Raw genomic sequence first — 26,570 nt, 5'->3', positions numbered from 1 at the left:
GCGCCGGCTAGCGCAGGCAGGCCGGGTCACCCTCGCCCTGCACCGCCGCACGTTCCTGCACGTTCAGCAGCTCGTCCAGGCCTACACCCAGCAACTCGCTGGCGGCCAGCAATACATGGGCCCAGCTGCAGCGGTTGGCGAACAGCATGCCCGCCTCGTCCAGCGTGCCGCCGCGGTTGCAGTAGCCCAGCACACGCTGGCGGGCGGCATCGCCGAGGATCGGCCAGAGATGACCGCGCGCCACTTCCGGGCGCATGTGGCTCAGCAGTATGCGCCGGCCATGGCGCTGCGGGAACAGGCGCTCCAGCGTCGCCCCGTCCGCCACCGCGGCGGCCTCCCAGACATCGCGCGGGGCGCGGAAGCGCCCCGGCTCCTGCAGGTAGATCAGCTGCCAGGCATGCCCGGCCGCCGTCAGGCGCTGCGCCGCGCGGCGCATCTCGGCCAGCTGGTAGCTGCCACAGGCGATCAGCAGCAGCGGATCGGCACCGGGCGCCTGCTCTAGCAGGATCGCACCGTCGCGAGCCAGGTCTTCGGCCTGCTGGCGATCGAACTGGACGGGGCGCTCGCGCTTGGGCACTACCAGGCAGGCCAGCTGGCCGCGTGCCTGGTAGATCGCCGGCAGCAGGGCCAGCAGCGCATTGTGGTCGGCGGGGAACAGCACCCGCACCATGTCGCCCATTTCGCCGAGCAGGGCCTCGCAGAACGTGGTGTCCTGGTGCGACTGCTGGTTCTTGCCGTTCTCCCAGGTGTGCGAGGTGGCGACCAGCGGCCAGCCGAGCCAGCCGGCCGGACGCCCGACCTCCTTCTGCTGGCGGGCGAAGATCAGGCTCTGGCGCACGGCGCCGAGCATCTTCACGCAGAAGGCCTCGTAGCTGGCGACCAGGTTCAGGCCGCCCTGGTTGGCCAGGCAGGCGGAGACCACCGCCTCCTCGTTGAGCGCGGTAATGATCGCGCCCTGCACGTCCTCCAACTCGCACTCCGGGTTGCTGACCCGATGCTTGAGCGCCTTCAGCACGCCGCCCAGGCGGTTGCTGGCCAGCTCGTCGGGATTGCCGACCCGCGGCCGCAGCCCCGGGTTGGCCTGCACCAGGTCGACGAAGAAGCGGTCCAGGGCGGCCATCGGCGAACAGCTCTGCGCCTGGTAATGCAGCGCGGGCAGCTGCGGCAGCGCCGGCTGGCGCACGGCCAGGACGTGCTCGCGCTCGGCCGGGCGTGCGCTGCGCGAGGTGATGAACAGCGCGCAGGCCTGCGCCAGCTCGTTCGGCGCCACCCACAGCTGCGCCGCATGCTGGTTGAACAGCGCCCGGGCCGCGGCATCCCCGTGCGGGTTGGCCGGCAGCGGCAGGTTGTGCGCAGCATTGCTGCCGGCGCCGTAGAAACCGAAGCCCTTCTGCGTTTCGGCGATGCCGTAGGGCATCGGCAGCGGGTAATGGAGAATCTCGTTGTGCAGTTCCTGCACGCGATGGCCGAGGCGCTGCTCCATCTCCCACAGCGCGCAGGCAAACGCCGCCGGGTCGCGGCCGTCGAAGCTCAACGGGTCGAAGCCGCAGCGCTGCAGGTGCTGGCGAAAGCCGTCCAGCCCCTCATGGGTGCCCAGCTCGGTGCGCTGCTCGATGCGCCGACCATTGGCGATCATCACCGGCAGCGCCACCCCGCAATCTTCGGCGCGCCACCAGCGCGGCATCCAGTCGCTGCCGCGCTGCTCTTCGGCCGCGCCATCGGAGAGGAACGCCACCAGCTTCTCGCCGGGCAGCGGCATATGGGTGTACTGCAACTCGGCGAAGCCGAGGTAACCGCCCTCGGCAATGCCACCGCCGGTGTGCGGGTTGACGTGGCTGCCCAGCGGCACGCCCGGGCCGCCATCCGGGGCTTGGGCATAGCTGTAGAAGTCGGTCACCAGGCGGCTCATCCCGGCCTCGTCGCGGCTGTAGCGCTGGGCCTGCTGCGGATGCTGGTTGGCGGTGAGCAGGTTGAGCGCCTCGATGGCCGCCACACAGTGGCCCTGCCCCATCAGCCAGCCGCGGGTCTCGCCACTCAGGGCATTCAGGGCCAGATAGCCGGCATAGGCCGGCACCATGTTCAGCGCGCCGCCGGTGTGCCCCTCGGGCTGCGCCTTGAAGTCCTCGGCCGACAGGGCCGTGCCATCCACGCGCACGCGCCGGGCGTAGGTCATGTGTACCACCAGCCACAGCCCGGCGGCATTCAGACGATCCAGTGCCCGCAGGAAGCGGTACACGCTGGCCAGGTCGGGCTGCCGGCCGGCCTGCACCAGCTGATGGGCCAGGCGGTAGACGGCCGCCTGGGTCGCTGGACTATGCTGAACAGGGCCGTAACCTCGCTGCCATTCGGCAAAGGCAGGCTCGTGCAGAGCGTGTTCGGTCAGCTCGGCGATACTGGGAATGATCTGGGACATGGCCTGGCTCCTGACATTTCTAGCAGTCTATAACAGGCAATGGTGCCCCGGCTGACCTGCATCAAGACCGGGCCGCGGCCGGCACGCCAGACTTCGTCCATTCACTCCGCAAGGATACTTCCATGGCTCTGCTCAGCTTCCTCGGCGCCATTCAACAAGTCACCGGCTCCTGCTACCTGATCGAAAGCCGTGACGGTGCCCGCGTATTGCTCGACTGCGGCCTGCGCCAGGGCCGTCGTGAGGAAGAGCAAGGCAACTACGAGCCCTTCGCCTTCGACCCGCTGAGCCTGGATGCCGTGGTGATCTCCCACGCCCACCTCGACCATACCGGCCTGCTGCCCAAGCTGGCCGCCAGCGGTTACCGCGGGCCGATCTTCGCCACCGACGCCACCTGCGAGCTGATGGAGCTGATGCTGCTGGATGCCGCGCACATCCAGGAAAACGACGCCGAGTGGGAAAACAAGTGGCGCGCGCGCCAGGGCAAGGCGCCGATCAAACCCCTGTACACCACCCAGGATGCCGAGCAGGCGCTCAAGCTGCGCCGCCCCCTCGTCTATGGCCAGACCCACGAGGTGGCCAAGGGCGTGCAGGTCACCTTCCACGATGCCGGGCATATCCTCGGTTCGGCCATCGTCGAGATCGAAGTCCAGGACCACCACCTGAAACGCCACCTGGTGTTCTCCGGCGACCTGGGCAACGACTGCTCACCGCTGATGCGCGACCCGAGCTTCCTCAGCAAGGCCGATGTGGTGCTGCTGGAGTCCACCTACGGCGACCGCGACCACCGCTGCAGCAGCGACACGATCGAAGAACTCGCCGGGATCCTGCAGAAAGCCCACCGCGAAGGCGGCAACGTGCTGATCCCGTCCTTCGCCGTCGGCCGCACCCAGGACCTGATCTACTACCTCGGCCGCTTCTACCAGGAAGGCCGCCTGCCGCAGCAGGCCGTGTTCCTCGACAGCCCCATGGCGATCCGCGCCAACGCCATCTACTCGCGCTTCCATGAGCAATTCTCGCCCGAGGATCGCGCGATCCTGGCCGCCAAGGGCGTCAAGCGGGTCGAGGACTGGCTGCCGATCCTGCGCTGCACGCCCACCCCGGAAGACTCCATGGCGATCAACCGGATCAAGAGCGGCGCCATCATCATCGCCGGCAGCGGCATGTGCACCGGCGGGCGCATCGTCCACCACTTCAAGCACAACCTCTGGCGCAGCGAGTGCCACCTGGTGTTCCCCGGCTTCCAGGCCGCCGGCACCCTGGGCCGCAGCATCGTCGACGGCGCCACTTCGGTGAAAGTGTTGCACCAGCGCATCGCGGTCAAGGCGCAGATCCACACCCTGGGCGGCTTCTCCGCCCATGCCGGGCAATCGCAGCTGCTCGACTGGGTCAGCCACTTCGACCATCACCCGGAGCTGTACCTGGTACATGGCGAACTGGAGAAGATGCAGGCGCTGCAGCAGGCCCTGCGCGAGAAGCTCAACTGGATCGCCAACATCCCCGAGCCCGGCGAACAGATCGCCCTCTGACCCCCGCCCCACGCCGCTAGCCCGCAGCCGCGGGCTGCTGCCGATCAATCCGGTTACAAAAGCCAGGTGGCGTCATGCAACCTGCGGCACCGTTCGTCCGTCAAACCGTCACGAGCCCAGCCATACTCAGCATAGGGTCGGGCGTTTCAAGGATGTGAAATGACCCGGTCCGCATCAAGCAAGGAGAAACAACATGCCTTATGAATCGGACGACTATCTATCCAGGCACTTCCAGACCGGCGGGATCGACCTGACCGACAAGATCGAGGAACTCGCCAGCCTGGTGGTGCCACCCGCCAGCCCCAACCTGCCGCTGTACCAGGAAATGCTCACCACCGTGGTACGCATGGCACAGGCCGACCGCAACCGCTGGGACGCCAAGATCATGCTGCAGACCCTGCGCGAAATGGAGCACGCCTTCAGCGCCCTGGAACAGTTCAAGCGCCGGCGCAAGGTCACGGTCTTCGGCTCCGCCAGAACCCCCAGCGACCACCCCGCCTACCAGCTGGCCCGCGAGCTGGGGCAGACCCTGGCCCACCTCGACCTGATGGTGGTCACCGGCGCCGGTGGCGGCATCATGGCGGCGGCCCATGAAGGCGCCGGCCTGGAGAACAGCCTTGGCTTCAACATCACCCTGCCCTTCGAACAGGGCGCCAACGCCACCGTGCATGGCAGCGACAACCTGCTGTCGTTCCACTTCTTCTTCCTGCGCAAGCTGTTCTTCGTCAAGGAGGCCGACGCCCTGGTGCTCTGCCCCGGCGGTTTCGGCACCCTGGACGAGGCCCTGGAAGTCCTGACCCTGATCCAGACCGGCAAGAGCCCGCTGGTGCCCATCGTTCTGCTCGACGAGCCCGGCAGCAACTACTGGGAAGAGGCCCTGCGCTACATCCGCGAGCAGCTGCTGGAGCGCCACTACATCCTGCCCAGCGACATGCAGCTGATGCGACTGGTGCACAGCGCCCAGGAGGCCGGCCAGGAAATCGCCCGTTTCTACCGCAACTACCACTCGACCCGCTGGCTCAAGGGCAGCTTCGTGATCCGCATGAACCACCCGCTCAACGATGCGGCGCTGCGGGCTCTGAACAAGGAGTTTGCCGACCTGTGCCTGAGCGGCGGTTATCTGCAGCAGGGCTATTGCGAGGCGGAAAGCGACGAGCCGGAGTTCTGCGAGCTCACGCGCCTGGCCTTCCGCTTCAACGCCCGCGACCACGGCCGCCTGCGCGAGCTGGTCGACTTCATTAACCTGCCGCAGAACTGGGCGCAGAACAGCTGAGGCGCAGATCTGCCGCCAACCGAGGATCGTCCAAAAAAGAAAGCCCGGGGTCGGGGAGCGCCGGGCTTAAAGGGGATTCAGTCCAGATCGGCGCCGCGCAACAGGCGGCCGATCTGTTCCTGGGAAAAACCGCGATAGGCGAGAAACCGCCCCTGCCTGGCCCGCTCGCGGGCATCGCCGGGCAACTCGCCGGCAAACTTGCGCTGCCAGAGCTCGCGCAACTGCGCCGACCAGTCGACATCGGCGCCAGCCAGGGCCTGCTCGATGGCCGCGCGCGGCAGGCCGCGCTGCGCCAGCTCCTCACGGATGCGCAAGGGGCCGAAGCCGGAACGGGCCTTGCTGCCGACGAAACTGTCGAGGTAACGCGTCTCCGACAGCAAGCCTTCTTCGGCCAGGCGATCGAGGGCGCTGTCGATCAGCTCCTGCGGGGCGCCGCGCTGACGCAGCTTGCGCGTCAACTCGACGCGCCCATGCTCGCGCCGCGCCAGCAGATCCATCGCCGTGCGGCGTACCGCCACCAGGGTATCGAGCATCGCCGCCATATTGAAACGCTACCGGCTGCCGAGGATCAGGCGTCGAGATCGGCCAGGTCGTCGGCTTCGGCAGTTTCCTCGGCACGAGCCGGGCCGGAAGCCACCAGCAGTTTCTCGCGGATGATTTTCTCGATGGCGCTGCCCACTTCCGGGTTGTCTTCCAGGTACTTGGCCGAGTTGGCCTTGCCCTGGCCGATCTTGTTGCCCTGGTAGCTGTACCAGGCGCCCGACTTCTCGATCAGGCCGAGCTGCACGCCGAGGTCGATGACTTCGCCAGTACGGTAGATGCCCTTGCCGTAGAGAATCTGGAACTCGGCCTGGCGGAACGGCGGGGCGACCTTGTTCTTCACGATCTTGACGCGGGTTTCGCTGCCGACCACTTCGTCGCCTTCCTTCACCGCGCCGGTACGGCGGATGTCCAGGCGCACCGAGGCATAGAACTTGAGGGCGTTGCCACCTGTGGTGGTTTCCGGGCTGCCGAACATCACGCCGATCTTCATGCGGATCTGGTTGATGAAGATCACCAGGCAGTTGGCGTTCTTGATGTTGCCGGTGATCTTGCGCAGGGCCTGGCTCATCAGGCGCGCCTGCAGCCCGACGTGCATGTCGCCCATTTCGCCTTCGATCTCGGCCTTCGGCACCAGGGCGGCCACGGAGTCGACGATGATCACGTCGACGGCGTTGGAGCGCACCAGCATGTCGGTGATTTCCAGAGCCTGTTCACCGGTATCCGGCTGCGACACCAGCAGATCGTCGACATTCACACCGAGCTTGCCGGCATAGTCCGGGTCGAGGGCGTGCTCGGCGTCGACGAAGGCGCAGGTGGCGCCAAGCTTCTGCGCTTCGGCGATCACCGACAGGGTCAGGGTGGTCTTACCCGAGGATTCCGGGCCATAGATCTCGACGATCCGGCCTTTCGGCAGGCCGCCGATGCCGAGGGCAATGTCGAGGCCCAGGGAGCCGGTGGAAATGGCCGGAATCGCTTGGCGCTCATGGTCGCCCATGCGCATCACGGCGCCCTTGCCGAATTGTTTCTCGATCTGGCCCAGGGCTGCCGCCAGCGCGCGCTTCTTGTTGTCGTCCATTTCCATCCTCACGTGATCAAAGGGAGCCAACCGCTCACCAACAACTGTATAAGTAGACAGTAGTATTCCATAAGGCAAGTCGCTCGCCTACCCCTATCAGGGTTTTTCTCCTGCCGTCAGTCGGAGCACGCCCTGCAGCGCGCGTTCGACCGTCTGCCGGCGTACTGCGCTGCGGTCGCCGGCAAACTGACAGCGCTGGCTGTACAGCTGGCCGGCGTCGCTCCAGGCCAGCCAGACCGTACCCACCGGCTTCTCCGGCGAGCCGCCAGCGGGGCCGGCCACGCCGCTGACCGCCACGGCGAAACGCGCCCCGCTGCGCTGCTGGGCACCGCGCACCATGGCCTCGACCACCTCCCGGCTGACCGCGCCGACGCGCTCGAACAACTCGGCCGGCACCCCCAGCTGGGCGGTTTTCTGCCGATTGGAATAGGTGACATAGCCGGCCTCAAACCAGGCCGAGCTGCCGGCAATGCGGGTGATCGCCTCGGCGATGCCGCCGCCAGTACAGGACTCGGCAGTGCTGACCTGGGCGTGTGCGGCTTGCAGGCCCTGCCCCAGGCGGGCGGCCAATGCAGTTAGGGAGTCCATGTGCGCTCCAGGGTGAAACGAAACAGGGGGATACCCTACACTACGCGCTTTTGCGAATTAAGCCGGACAGCCAGAACCATGAGCGATCTCTCCGCCCACACGCCGATGATGCAGCAGTACTGGAAGCTGAAGAACCAGCACCCGGATCAACTGATGTTCTATCGCATGGGCGACTTCTACGAGATTTTCTACGAAGACGCGAAGAAGGCCGCGGCGCTGCTCGACATCACCCTGACCGCGCGCGGCTCCTCGGCCGGCCAGTCGATTCCGATGTGCGGCATCCCGCACCACTCGGCCGAAGGCTACCTGGCCAAGCTGGTCAAGCTCGGCGAGTCGGTGGTGATCTGCGAGCAGATCGGCGATCCGGCCACCAGCAAGGGCCCGGTGGAGCGCCAGGTGGTGCGCATCATCACCCCCGGCACCATCAGCGACGAAGCCCTGCTCGACGAGCGCCGCGACAACCTGCTGGCCGCCGTGCTGGGCGACGAGCGCCTGTTCGGCCTGGCCACCCTGGACATCGCCAGCGGCCGCTTCACTGTGCAGGAGCTCAAGGGCTGGGAAAACCTGCTGGCCGAGCTGGAGCGCCTGAGCCCGGCTGAGCTGCTGTACCCCGATGACTGGCCACAGGGTTTGCCTGTCGAGAAACGCCGCGGCAGCCGTCGCCGTGCGCCCTGGGACTTCGACCGCGACAGCGCGCGCAAGAGCCTGTGTCAGCAATTCGCCACCCAGGATCTGAAAGGCTTTGGCTGCGAGAACCTGAGCCTGGCCATCGGCGCCGCCGGCTGCCTGCTCGGCTATGCCAAGGAAACCCAGCGCACCGCCCTGCCGCACCTGCGCAGCCTGCGCCACGAACGCCTCGACGACACGGTAATCCTCGACGGCGCCAGCCGCCGTAACCTGGAGCTGGACACCAACCTGGCCGGCGGGCGCGACAACACCCTGCAGTCGGTGGTCGACCGCTGCCAGACCGCCATGGGCTCGCGCCTGCTGACCCGCTGGCTGAACCGTCCGCTGCGCGATCGCGCCGTGCTGGAAGGCCGCCAGGACTCCATCGCCTGCCTGCTGGATCGCTACCAGTTCGAACTGATCCAGCCGCAGCTCAAGGACATTGGCGACATCGAGCGCATCCTCGCCCGCATCGGCCTGCGCAACGCCCGCCCGCGCGACCTGGCGCGCCTGCGCGATGCCCTGGCCGCCCTGCCGCAACTGCAGGACGGCATGGCCACGCTGGACGTGCCGCACCTGGCCGAACTGGCGGTGAATATCCGCACCTACCCGGAACTAGCCGACCTGCTGGCCCGCGCCATCATCGACAACCCGCCGGCGGTGATCCGCGACGGCGGCGTGCTGAAGACCGGCTACGACGCCGAGCTGGACGAACTGCAGTCGCTCAGCGAGAACGCCGGCCAGTACCTGATGGATCTGGAAGTACGTGAGAAGGCCCGCACCGGCCTGGCCAACCTCAAGGTCGGCTACAACCGCGTGCATGGCTACTTCATCGAGCTGCCGAGCAAGCAGGCCGAATCAGCCCCCGCCGACTACATCCGCCGGCAGACCCTGAAGGGTGCCGAACGCTTTATCACTCCGGAGCTCAAGGAGTTCGAGGACAAGGCGCTGTCGGCCAAGAGCCGCGCCCTGGCGCGCGAGAAGCTGCTGTACGACGAACTGCTGGAACGCCTGATCGGCCACCTGGCGCCGCTGCAGGACACCGCCGCGGCCCTCGCCGAACTGGACGTGCTGAGCAACCTGGCCGAGCGCGCGCTGAACCTCGACCTCAACCGCCCACGCTTCGTCGACGAGCCGTGCATGCGCATCAGCCAGGGCCGCCATCCGGTGGTCGAGCAGGTGCTGGATACGCCGTTCGTGGCCAACGACCTGGGGCTGGACGACAACACGCGCATGCTGATCATTACCGGCCCGAACATGGGCGGTAAGTCGACCTACATGCGCCAGACCGCGCTGATCGTACTTCTCGCCCATATCGGCAGCTTCGTGCCGGCAGCCAGCTGCGAGCTGTCGCTGGTCGACCGCATCTTCACCCGCATCGGCTCCAGCGACGACCTGGCCGGCGGGCGATCGACCTTCATGGTCGAGATGAGCGAAACCGCCAACATCCTGCACAACGCCAGCGAGCGCAGCCTGGTGCTGATGGACGAAGTTGGCCGCGGCACCAGCACCTTCGACGGCCTGTCGCTGGCCTGGTCGGCCGCCGAGCAACTGGCCAGCCTGCGCGCCTGGACGCTGTTCGCCACCCACTACTTCGAGCTGACCGTGTTGCCCGAGAGCGAGCCGGTAGTGGCCAACGTGCACCTCAACGCCACCGAGCACAACGAGCGCATCGTCTTCCTGCACCACGTGCTGCCCGGCCCGGCCAGCCAGAGCTACGGCCTGGCGGTCGCGCAACTGGCCGGCGTGCCGGCACCAGTGATCGCCCGCGCCCGCGAGCACCTGGCGCGCCTGGAAACCACCAGCCTGCCCCACGAAGCACCACGCAGCCTGGCCGGCCAGGCGGCCGCGCCACTGCAGAACGACCTGTTCGCCAGCCTGCCGCACCCTGTGCTGGAGGAATTGGCCAAGATCAATCCCGATGATCTGACACCGCGCCGAGCCCTGGAGCTGTTATATACATGGAAGACGCGCATCTAACGCCAAGCGGCGCAAGCTGATAGAATCGCGCGCAATTTTACGACTGCCCGGTTTACAGCCTGAGCCGCGGCCAATACAGAGCGCCTGCAAGCCCTGCGCAGAAAGGGATCAGGCCGCCGCCCGAGGAGAGAATCGAACCATGACCTTCGTCGTTACCGACAACTGCATCAAGTGCAAATACACCGACTGCGTGGAAGTCTGCCCGGTTGACTGCTTCTATGAAGGCCCGAACTTCCTGGTAATCCACCCGGACGAGTGCATCGACTGCGCCCTGTGCGAGCCGGAGTGCCCGGCCCAGGCTATCTTCTCCGAAGACGAGGTGCCGGAAGACCAGCAGGAGTTCATCGAACTGAACGCCGACCTGGCCGAAGTCTGGCCGAACATCACCGAGAAGAAGGAAGCCCTGGCCGACGCCGAAGAGTGGGATGGCGTGAAGGACAAGCTGCAGCACCTGGAGCGCTAAGCGCTTCGCTGCAACGCAAAAGGCCCGCACGATGCGGGCCATTTGCTGTGTGCAGCTTTTCTGCGGGCAAAAAAAGGGGCGGTGATTAACCGCCCGCTCTTTTTTCCCTACTCCCTCTGTTTCCTGCTCATCATCCTGATGAACCGCATCCTGCGGTGGTTCCTGACCCTCGTCCCTGACGGCCTGCGCATTTCCCTTTGCACGGGGTTCATACTAGCGCCTCGCACCGCGCGAACAAGCCCTTCAGCCAGCCTGGGCAGGCGTGAACGCGGCTTCTAGCTAAAGAATAAATCTTTAAATATCATCAACTTATAAATATTCAGCGGTTAAGAGCGGTGCGCTTCCTGCACCACGCGCCTGCGATCTCCTACAGCCCGCGTAAGCAATTACTTACATGAGCGCGCACAAAAAACCCGGCCGAGGCCGGGTTCTTGCTGGCGCGCAGGCATCACTGGAACAGCGCATCGCTCGACAGGCCATTCTTCTCGAGGATTTCCCGCAGGCGCTTGAGCGCCTCGACTTGGATCTGCCGGACCCGCTCGCGGGTCAGGCCGATTTCCTGGCCGACTTCCTCCAGGGTGCAGCTCTCATGACCGCGCAGGCCGAAGCGGCGGATCACCACCTCACGCTGCTTGTCGGTGAGCTCCGACAGCCACTGGTCGATGCTCTGCGAGAGGTCGTCGTCCTGCAGCAGCTCGCAGGGGTCGGTCGGTTTCTCGTCGGTCAGGGTATCGAGCAGGGTCTTGTCCGAATCCGGGCCCAGGGAAACATCCACCGAAGTCACCCGTTCGTTGAGGCCGAGCATGCGCTTGACCTCGTTCACCGGCTTTTCCAGTAGGTTGGCGATTTCCTCCGCCGAGGGTTCGTGGTCGAGCTTCTGCGTCAGCTCGCGGGCCGCCCGCAGGTAGACATTGAGCTCCTTGACCACATGGATCGGCAGGCGAATCGTACGGGTCTGGTTCATGATCGCCCGTTCGATGGTCTGGCGAATCCACCAGGTCGCGTAGGTCGAGAAACGGAAGCCGCGCTCGGGGTCGAACTTCTCCACCGCGCGGATCAACCCGAGGTTGCCCTCCTCGATCAGATCCAGCAGCGACAGCCCCCGATTGACATAACGTCGGGCAATTTTCACCACCAGGCGCAGATTGCTTTCGATCATGCGCTTGCGCCCAGCAGGATCGCCCTTCTGCGCCAGACGCGCGAAGTGCACTTCCTCCTGCGGGGTCAGTAGCGGGGAAAAACCGATTTCGTTGAGATAGAGCTGAGTGGCGTCGAGCGCCCGGGTGTAATCGATGTACTTGTGCTGTTTGAGACTAGTGGTCGAGTTTCTGGATTTGGCGCTGGAGATAGGTAGCTCGGAATCCTCGCTTAACACATCGTCCAGGACGAGACCGGGCTCCATGAGCAGCACGTCATCGTCGACGTCAAACTCCGGCGCTTCTTTATTGAGTGCCATTGTTGTTGTCCTTTGCTGAGTTCGACAACAAGCCCTGGCGGCGCCCAGTCCGTTTCGCATCAGGGAGATCGGCCCCCCAAGCCTGTCGCAAGACAGACCTGTCGCCGCTCACTGCATACCCGATGGGAAAACGATCAAATCCCTGGCAACACCCGAGCCCGTTCCTCCCACGTCAATGGAACAGGCTTGCTCGCAAGGTCAACGACGAGGCAGATATTGCAGGGGGTCTACGGGCTTACCCTGACGGCGAATCTCGAAATGGAGTTTCACCCGGTCGGCTCCCGTGGAGCCCATCTCGGCGATAGTCTGTCCGACTTTGACCTGCTGCCCCTCCCGCACCAGTAGCCTACGGTTATGTCCGTAAGCACTTACGTAGGTATCGCTGTGCTTGATGATCACCAGTTCGCCGTAGCCCCGTAAACCACTTCCGGCGTACACAACGGAACCATCAGACGCAGCCAAAACAGGCTGGCCCAATTCCCCTGCGATATCAATTCCTTTATTCAAACTGCCGTTTGAGGAGAATTTTCCGATCAGCACGCCGTTGGTCGGCCAGGCCCAGCCCTTGGCCGAGCGGGCAACCGGCTCGATTTTGCCGGGCGCAGGGGTAGCCGCCAGCGGGGGTTTGCCGGCCGTCACCGGCTGGGATGGCGTGCTGGCCGTTGCCGGTTTTGCCGGGCGGCTGGCCGCCTGCGTGGCCGGTACGACCACGGCCGGCTGGCTCGCCTGGGCCACGCTCGGCGCGCTGGCGCCAGGCTGGTCGAAGCGGATGATCTGCCCCGGTCGGATCACGAACGGCGCCGCGATGTTGTTGCGCGCCGCCAGCGCCTTCCAATCCCAGCCGAAACGGAAGGCAATGGAATAGAGGGTATCGCCGCGCTGCACGATGTATTGCCCGCCGCGGGCCTGGGGACGCTGCTGCGCCTGGCCGCCTGCGCCATGATTGCGATCGACCACCTGCACCTGCGTGGAAGAGGTGCTGCTGCAACCCGCCAGCGCGACAGCGAAAACCATTGCGCCCAGACCGAACAACCCGGGAAGGCGAGTTCGCTGCAGTTTGGCTGTGAGTCTCACCCCGTGCTCCTATTGCCGGTGCTTCTTCGATTGGCGGCTATTGTGCCGCAATTATTCGCTGGAACCAGCCGTTCGCTGCTTGCGCCCGGCCAGCCATTCCAACCCCAGCACCAACCCCACACCACCGATGGCAAGAAGGATGGCCAGCCAGAGCTGGGCATCCTGGCCATTGAGCTGAGCGAACTGGACTGGCAGCAGATTGTCCTGCAGCAGTGGCGTCTGCTGTCCATGACTGTCGGTACGCCAAGTCAGCGTCTGCTTCCACGGCCAGACCTTGTTCAGCGAACCGAGCATCAGGCCGACCAGGAACGCCAGGGTCAGATCGCGCCAGCGTGCCAGCAGCCAGCTGAGCAGACGGGAAAAACTCAGGATGCCAACCAGGCAGCCGGCAGCGAAAACTGCCAGCACGCCGATATCCAGGGTCTTTACCGCGCCCAGCACCACGGCATACAGGCCCATCAGCACCAGCAGAAAACTGCCGGAGATACCCGGCAAAATCATCGCGCAGATGGCAATGGCCCCGGCCATGAACAGGCTCAAGGGATCGCTGCCCCACTGCACCGGCGAGGCCACGGTGATCCACCAGGCGAAGGCAACGCCCAGCACGAAGCTGACCAGGCGCGTCCAGTTCCAGCGCGTGATCTCGCGTGCCACCAGATGACTGGACACCAGGATCAGACCGAAGAAGAACGACCAGACCGGTATGGGATGTTCGGCCAGCAGCCAGGTGATCAGCCGCGCCAGGCTGAAGACGCTGGTCAAAATGCCGCTCAGCAGCACCAGCAGGAAGGTCGCATTGGCCGTCTGCCAGGCTTTGACAATGCGCCCGCGCAGCAACTGCAACAAGGCTTCCGGAACGCTGGCAATCGAGCGAAGCAGCTCATCGTAGATGCCGCTGATAAAAGCCACGGTGCCACCGGAAACGCCCGGCACCACATCGGCGGCCCCCATCGCGATACCCTTGGCGAAGAGCAGCAGGTAATTTTTCATACAGCTTTCCTTGGCAGATCGGTCAGGCCACCGGGCCGTTGAGCAGCGGCACGAAACGCACCGCATCCAGCACATGCCGGGAGTAGCCGTCTTCTTCGCGAACGATCAGCAGCAACTCCTGCACATCGCCGACGCCGACCGGAATCACCAGGCGCCCGCCCAGGGCCAGCTGCTCGAGCAGCGCCTGCGGCACTTCGGCGGCGGCCGCGGTGACGATGATGCCGTTGTACGGGCCCAGGGCGTTCCAGCCCTCCCAGCCATCGCCCCAGCGGAACACCACGTTGCGCAGATTGAGCTCGGCCAGACGCTCCTTGGCCCGCTCCTGCAGACTCTGGATGCGCTCGACCGAGAACACCCGCTCGACCAGTTGCGCCAACACGGCGGTCTGGTAGCCGGAGCCGGTGCCGATCTCCAGCACCTTGTCCAGCGGCCCGGCCGCCAGCAGCAGCTCGGTCATCCGGCCGACCATGTACGGCTGGGAGATGGTCTGGTTGTGGCCGATGGGCAGCGCGGTATCCTCATAGGCGCGATGGGCCAGCGCCTCGTCGACGAACAGGTGGCGCGGGGTGCGGCGAATGACCTCCAGCACGCTCGGATTGGACAGGCCTTCCTCGTACAAGCGCTCGATCAGCCGCTCGCGGGTACGCTGCGAGGTCATGCCGATGCCGTGGCGCTGCAGATGATCCTGGCCGCGCATCAGAGCAGCCCCTCCAGCCAGCCTTCGAGGCTGGCGAAGGCATCGTTGAAAGTACGATCGAGCTGCAGCGGAGTGATCGACACGTAGCCCTGCATCACCGCATGGAAGTCGGTACCCGGGCCGCCGTCCTCGGCGTCGCCGGAAATCGAAATCCAGTAGCCTTCCTTGCCACGCGGGTTGACCACCTTGACCGGCGCCGCCGCACGAGCACGATGCCCCAGGCGGGTCAGCTGGATGCCGCGGATGCGCTCGAGCGGCAGGTTGGGCACGTTGACATTGAGCACGCTGCGCGGCGGCAGGTCGAGCTGCTCATGGGCCTCGACCAGCTTGCGGGCGAAATAGGCGGCGGTCGGCAGGTTCTCGGTCTGCCGCGACAGCAGGGAAAAGGCGAATGCCGGACGACCGAGGAAGCGCCCTTCCAGGGCCGCGGCGACGGTGCCGGAATACAGCACGTCGTCGCCCAGGTTGGCGCCCAGGTTGATCCCCGACACCACCATCTCCGGCACCTGTTCGAACAGGCCGTTGAGACCCAGGTGCACGCAGTCGGTCGGCGTGCCATTGAGGGCGATATAGCCGTTGGGCAGGCGCGTCGGATGCAACGGGCGGTCGAGGGTCAGCGAGCTGCTAGCGCCGCTCTTGTCCTCGGCTGGAGCCACGATGACGCAGTCGGCGTAGTCGGCCAGCGCGCCATGCAGCGCGGCGATACCGGGCGCCATCACCCCATCGTCGTTGGAAATCAGAATTCGCATGGATTATCCGTCTGCCCTGCCGGCAGTAGATCGACCAGTTCGCGCACCACCACGGTGGCGAAGCATCCGGCCGGCAGGACGAAGTGCAGTTGCAGAATGTCAGGCTCCGGATAATGCCACGACAAACCGCCGATGGGGAGGCGCAGGATGCGCCGTTCGTGCGCCATGCCCGCTTCGACCAGCCAGTCCGCCAGTGCCTGCTCGCTCGCCGCCACGCCCTGTTCCAGCGCGTGCGCCGCACCGGCTGCCGGTGACGGCCCGGCGCCCCACAACGGGCCGGTGGGATGCAGATCGAGAATGGCCAGGCGCGGGTCCGTGCACTCGGCTTCGCCGGCCATGAAGAAACTGCGGCTGTCGGTGAACGCCAGCAGGTCGCCGACCGCGACCTGGTTCCAGTTGCCCGCCGCCACCCGTTCGGCCAGAGCCCGGTTGAACAGGTAGCTGCGCGCCGCCGAGAGCAGGCGCGAACGCAGGTTGCGCTGTTCCGGCAGCTCGTGGCGCTCGGCGAACTGGCGCGCCTCGAAGACGTTGCCGCCCTGGAAGCCGAAGCGCTGCAGACCGTAATAGTTGGGCACGCCCTGGGCCTGGATCTGCCGCAGGCGCTGTTCCAGCGCCTCCTTGTCGCCGTCGAACTGGGTCAGGCGCAGGGTGAAGCCATTGGCCGAATGGGCGCCGCGCTGCAGTTTGCGCGAGTGCCGTGCGCTCTTGAGGATGCTCAGGCTGTGACCTTCGGCAGCGCTCAGGTCGGGATCGGCCTTGCCCGGCAGGTGCAGACTGAACCACTGACGGGTCAGCGCCTGGCGATCCTTCAACCCGGCATAGCTGATATTGCGTTGCGACACGCCAGCGGCCCGCGCCAGGCGGCGCGCCGCTTCCTCGGTATTCAGCCCGCGCTTCTCCACCCACAGCCAGAGGTGTTCGCCCTGGCCGGACAGCGGAATGTCGAGTACTTCGTCGACCTGGAAGTCTTCCGCCGTGGCCTTGAGCACGGCGCGCCCGCAGGCCTCGCCATGGGCGCGCGGGCCGAGCAGCTGCAATTCGTTCATGCTCTCACCAGCAGTGCCACGGCATGCACTGCGATGCCTTCTTCGCGCCCGGTGAAGCCGAGCTTCTCGGTGGTGGTGGCCTTGACGTTGACCTGATCCAGCTCGACCTGCAGGTCGGCGGCGATCAGAGCGCGCATGGTTTCGATATGCGGCGCCATCTTCGGCGCCTGGGCGACGATGGTGGCGTCGACGTTGCCGACCAGCCAGCCCTTGGCGTGGATCAGGCCGAGCACATGGCGCAGCAGCGCGCGACTGTCGGCGCCCTTGAAGGTCGGGTCGGTATCGGGAAAATGCCGACCGATATCGCCCAGCGCCGCGGCGCCGAGCAGTGCGTCGGACAGGGCGTGCAGCAGCACGTCGCCATCGGAATGGGCCACCAGGCCGAATTTGTGGGGAATACGCACGCCGCCGAGGGTGATGAAATCGCCCGCGCCGAAGCGGTGTACGTCGTAGCCGTGGCCGATACGCATAGAGAAGAACGCCCTGCAGATGTCAGGGCGTGATTCTAACCGGATCAGCCTCTTAGCGCCGCCGCATGATGACGCAGATGGTCGTCGATGAAGCTGGCGATGAAGTAGTAGCTGTGGTCGTAGCCTGGCTGCAGGCGCAGGGTTAGCGGATGGCCGGCGGCCTTGGCCGCGGCCTGCAAGGCCTCGGGCTTGAGCTGGCTGGCAAGGAAGTCGTCGCGATCGCCCTGATCGACCAGGATCGGTAGCTTCTCCGTCGCTTCGGCCAGCAGCGCACAGGCATCCCACTCGCGCCAGCGCGAACGATCCTCGCCCAGGTAGTTGGAAAACGCCTTCTCGCCCCAGGGGCACCCGCTCGGGTTGCTGATCGGCGCGAAGGCCGACAGCGAGCGGTAGCGCCCCGGATTGCGCAAGGCGCAGACCAGCGCGCCGTGGCCGCCCATGGAGTGGCCACTGATGCCGCGCCGATCCGATACCGGGAAGTTGGCCTCGATCAGCGTCGGCAGCTCGTGCACCACGTAGTCGTGCATGCGGTAGTGGCGCGCCCAGGGCTCCTGGCTGGCGTTGAGGTAGAAGCCGGCGCCGAGACCGAAGTCCCAGGCGCCCTGCGGATCGCCCGGCACCTCGGCGCCGCGCGGGCTGGTGTCCGGCGCGACTATGACCAGGCCCAGCTCGGCGGCCAGACGCTGGGCCCCCGCTTTCTGCATGAAGTTCTCGTCGGTGCAGGTCAGGCCGCTCAGCCAGTACAGCACCGGCAGCCGGGCGCCCTGCTCGGCCTGCGGTGGCAGGTACACGGCGAACTGCATGTCGCAGTTCAGCATGCTGGAACGATGCCGATAGCGCTTATGCCAGCCGCCGCAGCTCTTGTTGCTGGAGACGATTTCCAGGCTCATGGGCAATCCTCGAATGCAACGGCGCCCGGGCGACAACCCGGGCGCCGTTCGCGCTTAGAAGTGGATGACGGTACGGATGCTCTTGCCTTCGTGCATCAGGTCGAAGGCCTGGTTGATCTCGTCGAGCGGCAAGTTATGGGTGATAAAGGTATCCAGCGGAATCTCGCCCTTCTGCGCCTTCTCCACGTAGCTCGGCAGCTCGGTGCGGCCACGCACGCCGCCGAAGGCCGAACCGCGCCAGACGCGCCCGGTCACCAGCTGGAACGGCCGGGTGCTGATTTCCTCGCCGGCACCGGCCACGCCGATGATCACCGACTCGCCCCAGCCCTTGTGCGCACACTCCAGCGCCGCGCGCATCAGCTTGACGTTGCCGACGCACTCGAAGCTGTAGTCGACGCCGCCATCGGTCATCTCGATGATCACGTCCTGGATCGGCTTGTCATGGTCCTTGGGATTGACGAAGTCGGTGGCACCCAGCTCGCGGGCCACCTCGAACTTGGCCGGGTTGATATCGATGGCGATGATGCGGCTGGCCTTGGCCATCTTGGCGCCGATGATCGCCGCCAGGCCGATGCCGCCCAGGCCGAAGATCGCCACCGTGGCGCCCTCTTCCACCTTGGCGGTATTGAGCACCGCGCCGATGCCGGTGGTGACGCCGCAACCGAGCAGGCAGACCTTTTCCAGCGGCGCCTCCTTGGGAATCTTGGCCAGGGAGATTTCCGGCAGCACGGTGTACTCGGAGAAGGTCGAGCAGCCCATGTAGTGGTAGATCGGCTGGCCCTGGTAGCTGAAGCGGCTGGTGCCGTCCGGCATCAGGCCCTTGCCTTGGGTGGCGCGGATTTTCTGGCACAGGTTGGTCTTGCCGGACTTGCAGAACTTGCACTCGCGGCATTCGGCCGTGTACAGCGGGATCACGTGGTCGCCGACCGCCAGCGAGGTCACGCCCTCGCCCACTGCTTCGACGATGCCGCCGCCTTCGTGGCCGAGGATGGCCGGGAACACGCCCTCGGAGTCGGCGCCGGACAGGGTATAGGAGTCGGTATGGCACACGCCGGTGGCGACGATGCGCACCAGCACCTCGCCGGCCTTGGGCGGCGCCACATCCACTTCGACGATTTGCAGCGGCTGGTTCGGGGCGAAAGCCACGGCGGCGCGGGACTTGATCATGAGGGTTCTCCGACAGGCTGATGGAAAGTGGCGCAGAGTGTAGATCAGTGCGTTTTGCTGGATAATCCGCCGCCAAGCAAAACATTATTGCCAACCAGGGATAATCCACACATATGAAGCGTTGGGCATGAACCGCTGGGAAGGCCTGGATGAATTCGTCGCGGTCGCCGAGTGCGGCCAGTTCAGCGCTGCCGCCGAGCGCCTGGGGCTGTCGTCCTCGCAGGTCAGCCGCCAGGTGGCCAAGCTGGAAGAGCGCCTGCAGACCCGCCTGTTCTACCGCAGCACCCGCCGCGTGGCGCTGACCGAGGCCGGGCAGACCTTTCTCCAGCACTGCCAGCGCCTGCAGGACGCCCGCGAGGAAGCCCTGCGCGCGGTCGGCGACCTGGCCGGCGAGCCCAAGGGCCTGCTGCGCATGACCTGCGCGGTGGCCTACGGCGAGCGCTTCATCGTGCCACTGGTCAACGACTTCATGCAGCGCCATCCGCAGTTGCGGGTGGAGATCGAACTGAGCAACCAGACCCTCGACCTGCTGCACGGCGGCCTGGACCTGGCCATCCGCCTCGGCCGCCTGCAGGACTCGCGCATGCTGGCCACGCGCCTGGCGCCGCGGGTCATGCACCTGTGCGCGGCGCCGGCCTACCTGGAGCGCTACGGGCGGCCGCATTCGCTGTCCGAACTGGCACGGCACAACTGCCTGATCGGCAGCAGCGACAGCTGGAACTTCCAGCAGGACGGCCGCGAGCTGGCGCTGCGGGTGCAAGGCAACTGGCGCTGCAACAGCGGCGAGGCGGTACTGCAGGCGGCGCTGCGCGGCTTCGGCCTGTGCCAATTGCCCGACTACTACGTGCAGGCGCACCTGCGCAGCGGCGCGCTGGTCGACCTGCTGGAGCAGCACCGGCCACCGCATACGGCGGTGTGGGCGCTGTATCCGCAGCAACGGCACCTGTCGCCCAAGGTGCGCCAGCTGGTCGATCTGCTCAAGGAAGGCCTGGCGCAGCGCCCGGAATACCAGCAGCTCGCCTGAATCGTCGTGCGCGAGCGCCCTGCGAAAAGCATGCTGCCGGCGCCGCTGTCACGCCGGCGTCAGGCACTCCGGCGCATCGAACTTGGGGTCGTTGACCAGGTTGGCCAGCACCCGCTCGCGCAGCGGCGGAGTCGGCATCAGCAGCAGCGCCTGCAACTCGGCGGCCGGCGTATCGGCGGCCAGCCAGGCGCGTTGCTGCACCTCGTCGAGGATCAGCGGGCGGCGCAGATGGGCCGCCGCCTGGGTGACCATGGCCACGCTGAGGTACACCTGCCCGCCAATCGGGTAGGCCTCCCACACCGCGGCGAAGTGCATCAGACTGCCCTCGGCGGTCAGCCAGAACGGGCGCTTGCGCAACTCGCCGCGCCACTCGTAGAAGCCGTTGGCCGGCAGCAGGCAACGGCGTTTCTGGAAGGCTTCGCGAAACATCGGCTGCTCGGCGAGGGTTTCCGCCCGCGCATGGGCCGGCGCCGTGTTGAGATCTTTCAACCAGGCCGGCGTCAGCCCCCAGCGCCCGCTGGCGGCCTGCAGCTCGCCGTCGACCTGGCGCAGAAACAGCACCTGGGCGCCGGGCGCCAGGTTCCAGTGCGGCGCCTGGCCGGCGGGGAAACCGGGCAGCCCGGACAAACTGGGCGACCAACGGAACAGGGCGTAACGACCACTCATGCAGCAGGGCTCATCGGCTAAGGGAACGGGAACCGGCCCGGGTGGCTAGCACAGCAGGGTGCCGGGATGCTGCTCCGGCTCATCGCCGGGCAGGGGCGCGGCGGCATTGTACGCATCGATCAGCCGGCGTGCGTGCTCGGCATCGCGGTCGTCCACCAGCAGGCCGAGCAGGCCCAGCGCCGGCAGCTCGCCGATCGCCCCGAGCAGATGCTGCCCGGCCAGGTGGGCCGCCACGCCTTCGCTGGCGAGCATACCCAGGAGCATTTCGCCTTCCAGCAGGTCGAGCGGTTCATAGATGCGCTGCATCAGTCGTTCTCCGTCCGCACGTGCAGGGCCCAGTCCTGGCCATCGGTGCGCAGGTCGAAGACGATCGGCCGGCAGCACACCGGGCAGTCCTCGACATATTCCTGGTCGCCGGCGGACAGGTCGAGTACGGCCTCCACCTCTTCGCCGCAATACGGGCATTGATAGCGCTGTGCCTCCAGCATCACGACCTCCACTGTGACTTGCGGTTACAATCACCGGTCTACTGCACGGCCTTTGCCGGGCCAGAACGCCATTCCCGCTCCTGAACAACGAGAACATGATGGGCGAATTCGATTCCATCCGACCCTACGCCGACCACGAAGTCCCCGCCGTACTGGCCCGCCTGCTGGCCGACCCGACCTTTCTCGGCATGCTCACGCGCTTTCGTTTCCCGCGCCTGGCCGGGCCGCTGGGCTGGCTGCTTAAACCTCTTATAGCCCATCGCCTGCACCAGCAGCTGGCCGATGTGCATTCGGTGGAAGCGCTGCAGGCGAAAATCGAGTCCTACGTCGATCGCACCATCGAGCATGCCACCGACGGCGTGACCTACTCCGGGATCGAACAGCTCAAGCCGGGCAGCGCCTACCTGTTCCTCGCCAACCACCGCGACATCGTCATGGACCCGGCCTTCGTCAACTACGCCGCCTTCCATGCCGGCCTGCCGACGCCGCGCATCGCCATCGGCGACAACCTGCTGCAGCGCCCCTTCGTCAGCGACCTGATGCGCCTGAACAAGAGTTTCATCGTGCACCGCTCGCTGACCGGCCGGCGCGAGAAGCTGGCGGCCTTCCAGCTGCTGTCGGCCTACATCAACCACTCGATCCGCGTCGACGGCCAGTCGGTGTGGATCGCCCAGGCCGAGGGCCGCGCCAAGGACGGCGACGACCGCACCGACTCGGCGATCCTCAAGATGTTCCACATGAGCCGCAAGGACGAGCCGTTTGCCGAGGTGCTGGCCTCGCTCAACCTGATCCCTGTCTCGATCAGCTACGAGTACGACCCCTGCGACCAGGCCAAGGCCCGCGAACTGTCGATCCGCGCCACGACCGGCAGCTACGAGAAGGCGCCGGGCGAGGACGACGCCAGCATCGCCCTGGGCATCACCGGCTACAAAGGCCGCGTGCACATCCACTTCGGCGCCCCGGTGACCAGCGGCTTCGAGGATGCCAAGCAACTGGCCAGCCTGATGGACCAGCACATCCTCGGCGGCTACCGCCTGTTCCCGGTGCACTACCTGGCCTACGCCCAGTGGAGCGAGCGCGACCCGGCCCTGGCCGTGCCCGCCGCCGAGCAGCTGTTCGCCGCCGCCGAACTGGCCAAGGCCGGCAGCGAGTGGCAACGCCGCCTGGACGCCTGCCCGGCCGAGCAGCGTCCGTGGCTGATCCAGCAGTATGCCACCCCGGTGCGCAACCAGTACCGCATCCAGGCCGGCCTGCCGCTGTAACCCGCCGCGCAAAAAAAACGGCAGCCCGCGGGCTGCCGTTTTTCATTGGCCAGGCCTCAGAGCCCGGTGCTGTACCAGCTCAGCAGCAGTGCCAGCAGCAGGGTGCAGATCGCGAAGCGATAGAAGAAGCGATTGAGGCGCAGACCCGGCTCGTCCAGCAGGGAGGCCGTATCCAGCTCCAGCGGGCTCTGCGAGGCCAGGCGCGCCAGCGAACGCTGCTCGCGCACGCGGGTGGCCAGCAGCAGCCAGCTACCGGCACCGGCGAAGAACAGGGCCAGCGCGTTGAGCGCCTGGGCCGGGTGATTGAGGAACAGCGACCAGAGAGCCTGCAGCGACATCATCAACCTCTGCTTCAGGTGGCCGGCGCGGCGAGCCACGCAGCCGGAGCACGAACGGGAGCGGCGGCATGCAGCCGGCGCTCTGAATACGGTCGCGGAGTCTACCGGAGCGGCCTGGGCGGCGCCGTTGATTCCGACGAATGTGCGCGCCCTTCATCGCCCGGTCACATCGGCCTGTCAGGCTTGCCCGCCTGCACTCAGAGGAGCCCGCCATGTTGCACGCCGATGTCCAGGATCACCTTTACCAAATCGCCCACAGTGAAGAGCAGCAGGCGCTGATCGACGCCTTCGCCGTCAACGTGCAGGATCGCCAGTGGCTGGTGTACTGCGCCCTAGGCGGGCACGGCCACCCGGAGTTGCCGGAACGCGACCCGGATACCGGCTTCAGCCTGCCGCAGCTCTACCAGCAAGCCGCCTGAATGGCCGCAGCGGCCTTGCTGCACCCACAAAAAAACCGGCCAAGGCCGGTTTTTTTTGCGTAGCGCGCAGGCCTTACTGGGCCAGCATCTGCGCGATGGTCGGGTCCTTGAAGGCGCGGGTCAGGGCATCGCTGAGCACATCGCTGACCAGCTTGGTGTTGGTCTCCTGGTTCGGCGCCATGCCGAAGCGCTGGTTCAGCGAGGCGCCGTAGCGGCCGCTGTAGCGACGGCCACCGCTTTGCACGTCGACGCGGAAGGTCGCGCGGATATCGGCCTCGGTGACATACATGCCTTCCTTCGGCGACTGGTACTGCAGGTCGGCCAGGGTCAGGGTCAGCTGCGGGGCGTTGTAGGCATTCGGGCTGGGGGTGAAGCCGAGCAGGCGTACCGCCGCCTCGGCCTCGGCCTGCAGGCGCGGCAGGATGTCCTGGCCCTGCACGCTGATCGCGCTGGTTTCCGGATACAGGCCGCCACGGGTGCCCAGCTTGGGCGACGGACGCCCATCGGCGACCCGCACGACGACCGGCTGGCCCTGGCCGACGGCCACCAGGGCGGCATTGAGTCTCGGCTGTGGCTTGAGCTGCTGCGGGCTGTGCGCACAGCCGACCAGGGACAGGCTGAGCAGGGCGATCAGGCCGAGCAGGGCACGGTTCATCATGCTTGATCTCTCCAGAAAGGGGGTGGCGGAAACGGCCGGCAGTATAACCAGCGGCCTGGCGGGCTGACAGCTGGTTTTTCTGACCGCGGCAGGGCTGCTGCAGTTCCTGTCACGGCGTTGTCACCCGGCCGTGCGATAAGGTTCGGGCACACCAAGAGGACAGCCGAATGATGAGTCTGTGGAGCCTGCTCACCCCGCGCCGCGCGATGCGCCGCTATGCCCTGCTGGATGCCGCCGGCGTCTGCCGCGCCTTGCGCGAGGCGCACAGCGCACCGAGCCAGCCGGGCTGGATCGAAGTCGAGGAAATCTGCCCGAGCTGGCTGGGCCGGACGCTGCCGAGCCACGCCATCGCCCAGCCCCGCCAGCCCGTAAGCCAGCCACACTCGGCCCTGGCGGCGTAACTCCGCGACGGCCGCCAACACCCGCGCATGAAAAAACCGCCCCGTGGGGCGGTTTTCTCATGACGCGTCAGCCGGCTCAGGCATTCAGCTGCAGGCGGTCGGCCGATTGCGCGCTGACCTCGCGGTACAGCTCGGCATTCTGCTCCAGCACGGACTCGCGGGCCGGGAAGATTTCCTGCAGCTTGCGCGCCCAGGCCTCGCTCTTGGCCTGCTCGGCGAAGCAGCGCTCGATCAGGTTGAGCATGATCGACACGGTCACCGAAGCACCCGGCGAAGCGCCCAGCAGGGCGGCGATGGAACCATCCTCGGCCGACACCAGCTCGGTACCGAACTGCAGGATGCCGCCTTTCTTGGCGTCCTTCTTGATGATCTGCACGCGCTGACCGGCCACTTCCAGGCTCCAGTCTTCGGCCTTCACTTGCGGATAGAACTTGCGCAGGGCATCCAGGCGCTGCTCCTGGGACTGCAGCACTTCCTTGATCAGGTAGCGGGTCAGGTCCATGTTGTCGCGGGCCACGGCCAGCATCGGGCCGATGTTGCTCGGCCGCACCGACAGCGGCAGGTCGAGGAACGAACCGTGCTTGAGGAACTTGGTGGTGAAGCCGGCATAGGGGCCGAACAGCAGCGAGGTCTTGCCGTCGACCACGCGGGTGTCGAGGTGCGGCACCGACATCGGCGGCGCGCCGACTTCCGCCTGGCTGTAGACCTTGGCCTGGTGCAGCTTGACCACTTCCGGGTTGTCGCAACGCAGCCACTGCCCACTCACCGGGAAGCCGCCGAAGCCCTTGCCTTCCGGGATGCCGGACAGCTGCAGCAGCGGCAGCGCGCCGCCACCGGCGCCGAGGAAGACGAACTTGGCCGCCACATCGCGGCAGGCGCCGCTCTGGGTGTTCTTGATCTCGACGTTCCAGCCATCGGCAGTGCGCTTGAGGCCGGTGACCTTCTGGTTGTAGCTGACACTGACGCCGCCCTGGCTGGCCAGGTACTGCAGCAGCTGATTGGTCAGCGCACCGAAGTTGACGTCGGTACCGTTCTGCGCGCAGGTGGCGGCGATGCGCTCGCCGGCGGCACGCCCCTGCATCATCAGCGGCATCCACTCGGCCATGGTGGCCGCGTCTTCGCTGTACTGCATATCGGCGAAGGCGTGATGCTGGGTCAGCTGCGCATGGCGGGTCTTGAGGAAGCTGACGTCCTTCTCGCCACGCACGAAGCTCAGGTGCGGCACCTGGTTGATGAAGGTCTTCGGCGAACCGAAGGCGCTCTTGCCGCACAGGTAGGACCAGAACTGCTTGGAGACTTCGAACTGGGTGTTGATCTGCACGGCTTTCTTGATGTCCACCGAACCGTCGGCCGCTTGCGGCGTGTAGTTCAGTTCGCACAAACCGGCGTGGCCGGTACCGGCGTTGTTCCACGGGTTGGAGCTTTCGATCGCCCCCGACTCGCGCAACTCTGCGATTTCCAGCTTGAGGCCGGGATCGAGCTCCTTCAGCAGCACCGCCAGGGTGGCGCTCATGATGCCGGCGCCGACCAGCAGCACATCCACAGTTTCGTGATTGTCTTGCGTCATTAACGCTTCTCCAAGATCTGCAGTACCAAATTGATGGCATCGGCCTTTTGAGCCGCGCATCAACCACTAATCACTGACAGCCAGACAGGTGCCTGGAATATCGGAGGGGCGATCACCAGGGGCCGGTTCGCCAGCCTGACCCGATTTCTCGCAACCTCATTGTTGCTACGCGCCACCTGTGGGCAGCCCGCACGCTGAAACTTCACCCTCGCCCCCACCGCCGAGCCTGCAAGCGCTCTAGGCTGGTGGTTCGCGCCGGCCCGGCGAGCAGGCGCAAGGCGACCTTTGCCGGGCAGGGTTTTTCGGCGCGCACAATACCATTAATGACGCATTTTCAGACGCTAAAATTGCGCCGAAGGCATCCGTCGAGCCTGTTTTTTGGCCGAATCAGCCGCGCGCCGCCTTGATCGCCTCGACATAGGGCTCGGCCAGGCGCTGATCCTGAATCAGCGCAACGAAGTCGCGCCCCTGGGCATCCGTGGCATTCAGGTCGTAACCGGCGGCCTTGAAGAAGCCGAGGAAACGCTCGAAATCGTCGATGCGCAGGCCCCGGTAGGCCTTGACCAGCTTGTGCAGGGATGGCGGCGTGGCGTCAGCCGGCTCGACCGCGAGGAACAGCTTGATCGAGTCATCGCTGATTTCTTCGCCAATCACCTGTTTCTTGTCTTTACGCATCACGCA

28 protein-coding genes are annotated in these 26,570 nt (G+C 66.1%); 8 read left to right on the top strand and 20 right to left on the bottom strand.

Annotated elements, in window-relative coordinates; genetic code table 11:
- Positions 1–7 precede the first annotated feature (7 nt).
- On the bottom strand, positions 8–2,413 hold the full coding sequence (locus GV001_RS06960) for a xylulose 5-phosphate 3-epimerase (RefSeq protein WP_160078916.1): 2,406 nt from the start codon (positions 2,411–2,413) through the stop codon (positions 8–10).
- A gap of 122 nt (positions 2,414–2,535) precedes the next feature.
- On the opposite strand from GV001_RS06960, the gene GV001_RS06955 reads away from it, so the two are divergent.
- The gene (locus GV001_RS06955; protein ID WP_160078915.1) at positions 2,536–3,939 is read left to right on the top strand and encodes an MBL fold metallo-hydrolase RNA specificity domain-containing protein; all 1,404 of its coding nucleotides are present in this window, start codon (positions 2,536–2,538) and stop codon (positions 3,937–3,939) included.
- A gap of 193 nt (positions 3,940–4,132) precedes the next feature.
- A complete protein-coding gene (locus GV001_RS06950; RefSeq protein ID WP_160078914.1) occupies positions 4,133–5,212 on the top strand; it encodes an LOG family protein in 1,080 nt (359 codons plus the stop codon).
- A 77-nt stretch (positions 5,213–5,289) separates the two neighbouring features.
- Here the strand turns inward: GV001_RS06950 and recX are convergent, their stop codons facing one another.
- The 3 genes from recX to GV001_RS06935 all read right to left on the bottom strand — a co-directional run bounded on the left by recX (position 5,290) and on the right by GV001_RS06935 (position 7,418).
- Positions 5,290–5,754, bottom strand: coding sequence for a recombination regulator RecX (gene recX, locus GV001_RS06945; protein WP_160078913.1), 465 nt, complete (start codon positions 5,752–5,754; stop codon positions 5,290–5,292).
- A gap of 26 nt (positions 5,755–5,780) precedes the next feature.
- The gene (gene recA / locus GV001_RS06940) at positions 5,781–6,830 is read right to left on the bottom strand and encodes a recombinase RecA (RefSeq protein WP_160078912.1); all 1,050 of its coding nucleotides are present in this window, start codon (positions 6,828–6,830) and stop codon (positions 5,781–5,783) included.
- Between the two features lie 96 nt (positions 6,831–6,926).
- On the bottom strand, positions 6,927–7,418 hold the full coding sequence (locus GV001_RS06935; RefSeq protein WP_160078911.1) for a CinA family protein: 492 nt from the start codon (positions 7,416–7,418) through the stop codon (positions 6,927–6,929).
- A 78-nt stretch (positions 7,419–7,496) separates the two neighbouring features.
- Here GV001_RS06935 and mutS point away from each other — a divergent pair, with 78 nt between their 5' ends.
- Together mutS and fdxA are read left to right on the top strand one after the other, a co-directional pair.
- Positions 7,497–10,064: a DNA mismatch repair protein MutS gene (gene mutS, locus GV001_RS06930; protein WP_160078910.1), complete on the top strand. Its 2,568-nt coding sequence runs from the start codon at positions 7,497–7,499 to the stop codon at positions 10,062–10,064.
- A 139-nt stretch (positions 10,065–10,203) separates the two neighbouring features.
- A complete protein-coding gene (gene fdxA / locus GV001_RS06925) occupies positions 10,204–10,527 on the top strand; it encodes a ferredoxin FdxA (protein ID WP_160078909.1) in 324 nt (107 codons plus the stop codon).
- A gap of 448 nt (positions 10,528–10,975) precedes the next feature.
- Here the strand turns inward: fdxA and rpoS are convergent, their stop codons facing one another.
- The 9 genes from rpoS to GV001_RS06880 all read right to left on the bottom strand — a co-directional run bounded on the left by rpoS (position 10,976) and on the right by GV001_RS06880 (position 19,066).
- Positions 10,976–11,983: an RNA polymerase sigma factor RpoS gene (gene rpoS, locus GV001_RS06920; RefSeq protein WP_160078908.1), complete on the bottom strand. Its 1,008-nt coding sequence runs from the start codon at positions 11,981–11,983 to the stop codon at positions 10,976–10,978.
- A gap of 198 nt (positions 11,984–12,181) precedes the next feature.
- The gene (locus tag GV001_RS06915; protein WP_372238515.1) at positions 12,182–13,057 is read right to left on the bottom strand and encodes a peptidoglycan DD-metalloendopeptidase family protein; all 876 of its coding nucleotides are present in this window, start codon (positions 13,055–13,057) and stop codon (positions 12,182–12,184) included.
- Between the two features lie 51 nt (positions 13,058–13,108).
- The gene (locus GV001_RS06910) at positions 13,109–14,047 is read right to left on the bottom strand and encodes a DUF368 domain-containing protein (RefSeq protein WP_160078907.1); all 939 of its coding nucleotides are present in this window, start codon (positions 14,045–14,047) and stop codon (positions 13,109–13,111) included.
- Between the two features lie 22 nt (positions 14,048–14,069).
- On the bottom strand, positions 14,070–14,705 hold the full coding sequence (locus GV001_RS06905; protein WP_178091848.1) for a protein-L-isoaspartate(D-aspartate) O-methyltransferase: 636 nt from the start codon (positions 14,703–14,705) through the stop codon (positions 14,070–14,072).
- A 38-nt stretch (positions 14,706–14,743) separates the two neighbouring features.
- Positions 14,744–15,493, bottom strand: coding sequence for a 5'/3'-nucleotidase SurE (gene surE / locus GV001_RS06900; protein ID WP_160078905.1), 750 nt, complete (start codon positions 15,491–15,493; stop codon positions 14,744–14,746).
- Complete coding sequence (gene truD / locus GV001_RS06895) at positions 15,481–16,539, bottom strand: tRNA pseudouridine(13) synthase TruD (protein ID WP_160078904.1); 1,059 nt, start codon at positions 16,537–16,539, stop codon at positions 15,481–15,483. Before truD ends, surE begins: the two co-directional genes overlap by 13 nt.
- On the bottom strand, positions 16,536–17,009 hold the full coding sequence (gene ispF / locus GV001_RS06890) for a 2-C-methyl-D-erythritol 2,4-cyclodiphosphate synthase (RefSeq protein WP_160078903.1): 474 nt from the start codon (positions 17,007–17,009) through the stop codon (positions 16,536–16,538). The genes truD and ispF overlap by 4 nt, the downstream gene beginning before the upstream one ends.
- A gap of 44 nt (positions 17,010–17,053) precedes the next feature.
- Positions 17,054–17,905, bottom strand: a complete 852-nt coding sequence (gene fghA, locus GV001_RS06885) for an S-formylglutathione hydrolase (RefSeq protein WP_178091809.1) — start codon at positions 17,903–17,905, stop codon at positions 17,054–17,056.
- 48 nt (positions 17,906–17,953) lie between these two features.
- Positions 17,954–19,066, bottom strand: coding sequence for an S-(hydroxymethyl)glutathione dehydrogenase/class III alcohol dehydrogenase (locus GV001_RS06880; protein WP_160078901.1), 1,113 nt, complete (start codon positions 19,064–19,066; stop codon positions 17,954–17,956).
- A 127-nt stretch (positions 19,067–19,193) separates the two neighbouring features.
- Between GV001_RS06880 and GV001_RS06875 the strand changes: the two genes are divergently transcribed.
- Positions 19,194–20,090 (top strand): LysR family transcriptional regulator, encoded by an 897-nt coding sequence (locus GV001_RS06875; protein WP_178091808.1) that lies wholly within the window; start codon positions 19,194–19,196, stop codon positions 20,088–20,090.
- Between the two features lie 48 nt (positions 20,091–20,138).
- Here the strand turns inward: GV001_RS06875 and GV001_RS06870 are convergent, their stop codons facing one another.
- Genes GV001_RS06870 through GV001_RS06860 form a run of 3 tightly spaced genes read right to left on the bottom strand, consistent with a single transcriptional unit; the run spans position 20,139 to position 21,244 of the window.
- Positions 20,139–20,756: an SOS response-associated peptidase gene (locus GV001_RS06870; RefSeq protein ID WP_160078899.1), complete on the bottom strand. Its 618-nt coding sequence runs from the start codon at positions 20,754–20,756 to the stop codon at positions 20,139–20,141.
- A 45-nt stretch (positions 20,757–20,801) separates the two neighbouring features.
- Entirely contained in the window at positions 20,802–21,062 is a 261-nt protein-coding gene (locus GV001_RS06865; protein ID WP_160078898.1) for a putative signal transducing protein, read from the bottom strand.
- Positions 21,062–21,244: a CPXCG motif-containing cysteine-rich protein gene (locus GV001_RS06860; RefSeq protein WP_160078897.1), complete on the bottom strand. Its 183-nt coding sequence runs from the start codon at positions 21,242–21,244 to the stop codon at positions 21,062–21,064. Before GV001_RS06860 ends, GV001_RS06865 begins: the two co-directional genes overlap by 1 nt.
- A 95-nt stretch (positions 21,245–21,339) precedes the next feature.
- On the opposite strand from GV001_RS06860, the gene GV001_RS06855 reads away from it, so the two are divergent.
- Positions 21,340–22,506: a 1-acyl-sn-glycerol-3-phosphate acyltransferase gene (locus GV001_RS06855; protein ID WP_178091807.1), complete on the top strand. Its 1,167-nt coding sequence runs from the start codon at positions 21,340–21,342 to the stop codon at positions 22,504–22,506.
- A 56-nt stretch (positions 22,507–22,562) separates the two neighbouring features.
- On the opposite strand, the gene GV001_RS06850 is transcribed toward GV001_RS06855, so the two are convergent.
- Positions 22,563–22,844, bottom strand: coding sequence for a hypothetical protein (locus GV001_RS06850; protein ID WP_160083216.1), 282 nt, complete (start codon positions 22,842–22,844; stop codon positions 22,563–22,565).
- Between the two features lie 212 nt (positions 22,845–23,056).
- Here GV001_RS06850 and GV001_RS06845 point away from each other — a divergent pair, with 212 nt between their 5' ends.
- Entirely contained in the window at positions 23,057–23,263 is a 207-nt protein-coding gene (locus GV001_RS06845) for a hypothetical protein (protein ID WP_160078895.1), read from the top strand.
- Positions 23,264–23,336: 73 nt separating this feature from the next.
- Here GV001_RS06845 and GV001_RS06840 read toward each other — a convergent pair whose 3' ends face one another.
- The gene (locus tag GV001_RS06840; RefSeq protein WP_160078894.1) at positions 23,337–23,921 is read right to left on the bottom strand and encodes a YajG family lipoprotein; all 585 of its coding nucleotides are present in this window, start codon (positions 23,919–23,921) and stop codon (positions 23,337–23,339) included.
- A gap of 167 nt (positions 23,922–24,088) precedes the next feature.
- Here GV001_RS06840 and GV001_RS06835 point away from each other — a divergent pair, with 167 nt between their 5' ends.
- Positions 24,089–24,322: a hypothetical protein gene (locus GV001_RS06835; protein WP_256664877.1), complete on the top strand. Its 234-nt coding sequence runs from the start codon at positions 24,089–24,091 to the stop codon at positions 24,320–24,322.
- 76 nt (positions 24,323–24,398) lie between these two features.
- On the opposite strand, the gene mqo is transcribed toward GV001_RS06835, so the two are convergent.
- A complete protein-coding gene (mqo, locus tag GV001_RS06830; RefSeq protein ID WP_160078893.1) occupies positions 24,399–25,889 on the bottom strand; it encodes a malate dehydrogenase (quinone) in 1,491 nt (496 codons plus the stop codon).
- A gap of 387 nt (positions 25,890–26,276) precedes the next feature.
- Positions 26,277–26,564, bottom strand: coding sequence for a PA4642 family protein (locus GV001_RS06825; protein ID WP_160078892.1), 288 nt, complete (start codon positions 26,562–26,564; stop codon positions 26,277–26,279).
- Positions 26,565–26,570: the final 6 nt, after the last annotated feature.

Source organism: Pseudomonas sp. 8AS (assembly GCF_902506505.1).
GTDB lineage: Bacteria > Pseudomonadota > Gammaproteobacteria > Pseudomonadales > Pseudomonadaceae > Aquipseudomonas.
The sequence above is the reverse complement of the archived record's forward strand: the minus strand, read 5'-3'. Positions and strand labels throughout refer to the sequence as shown.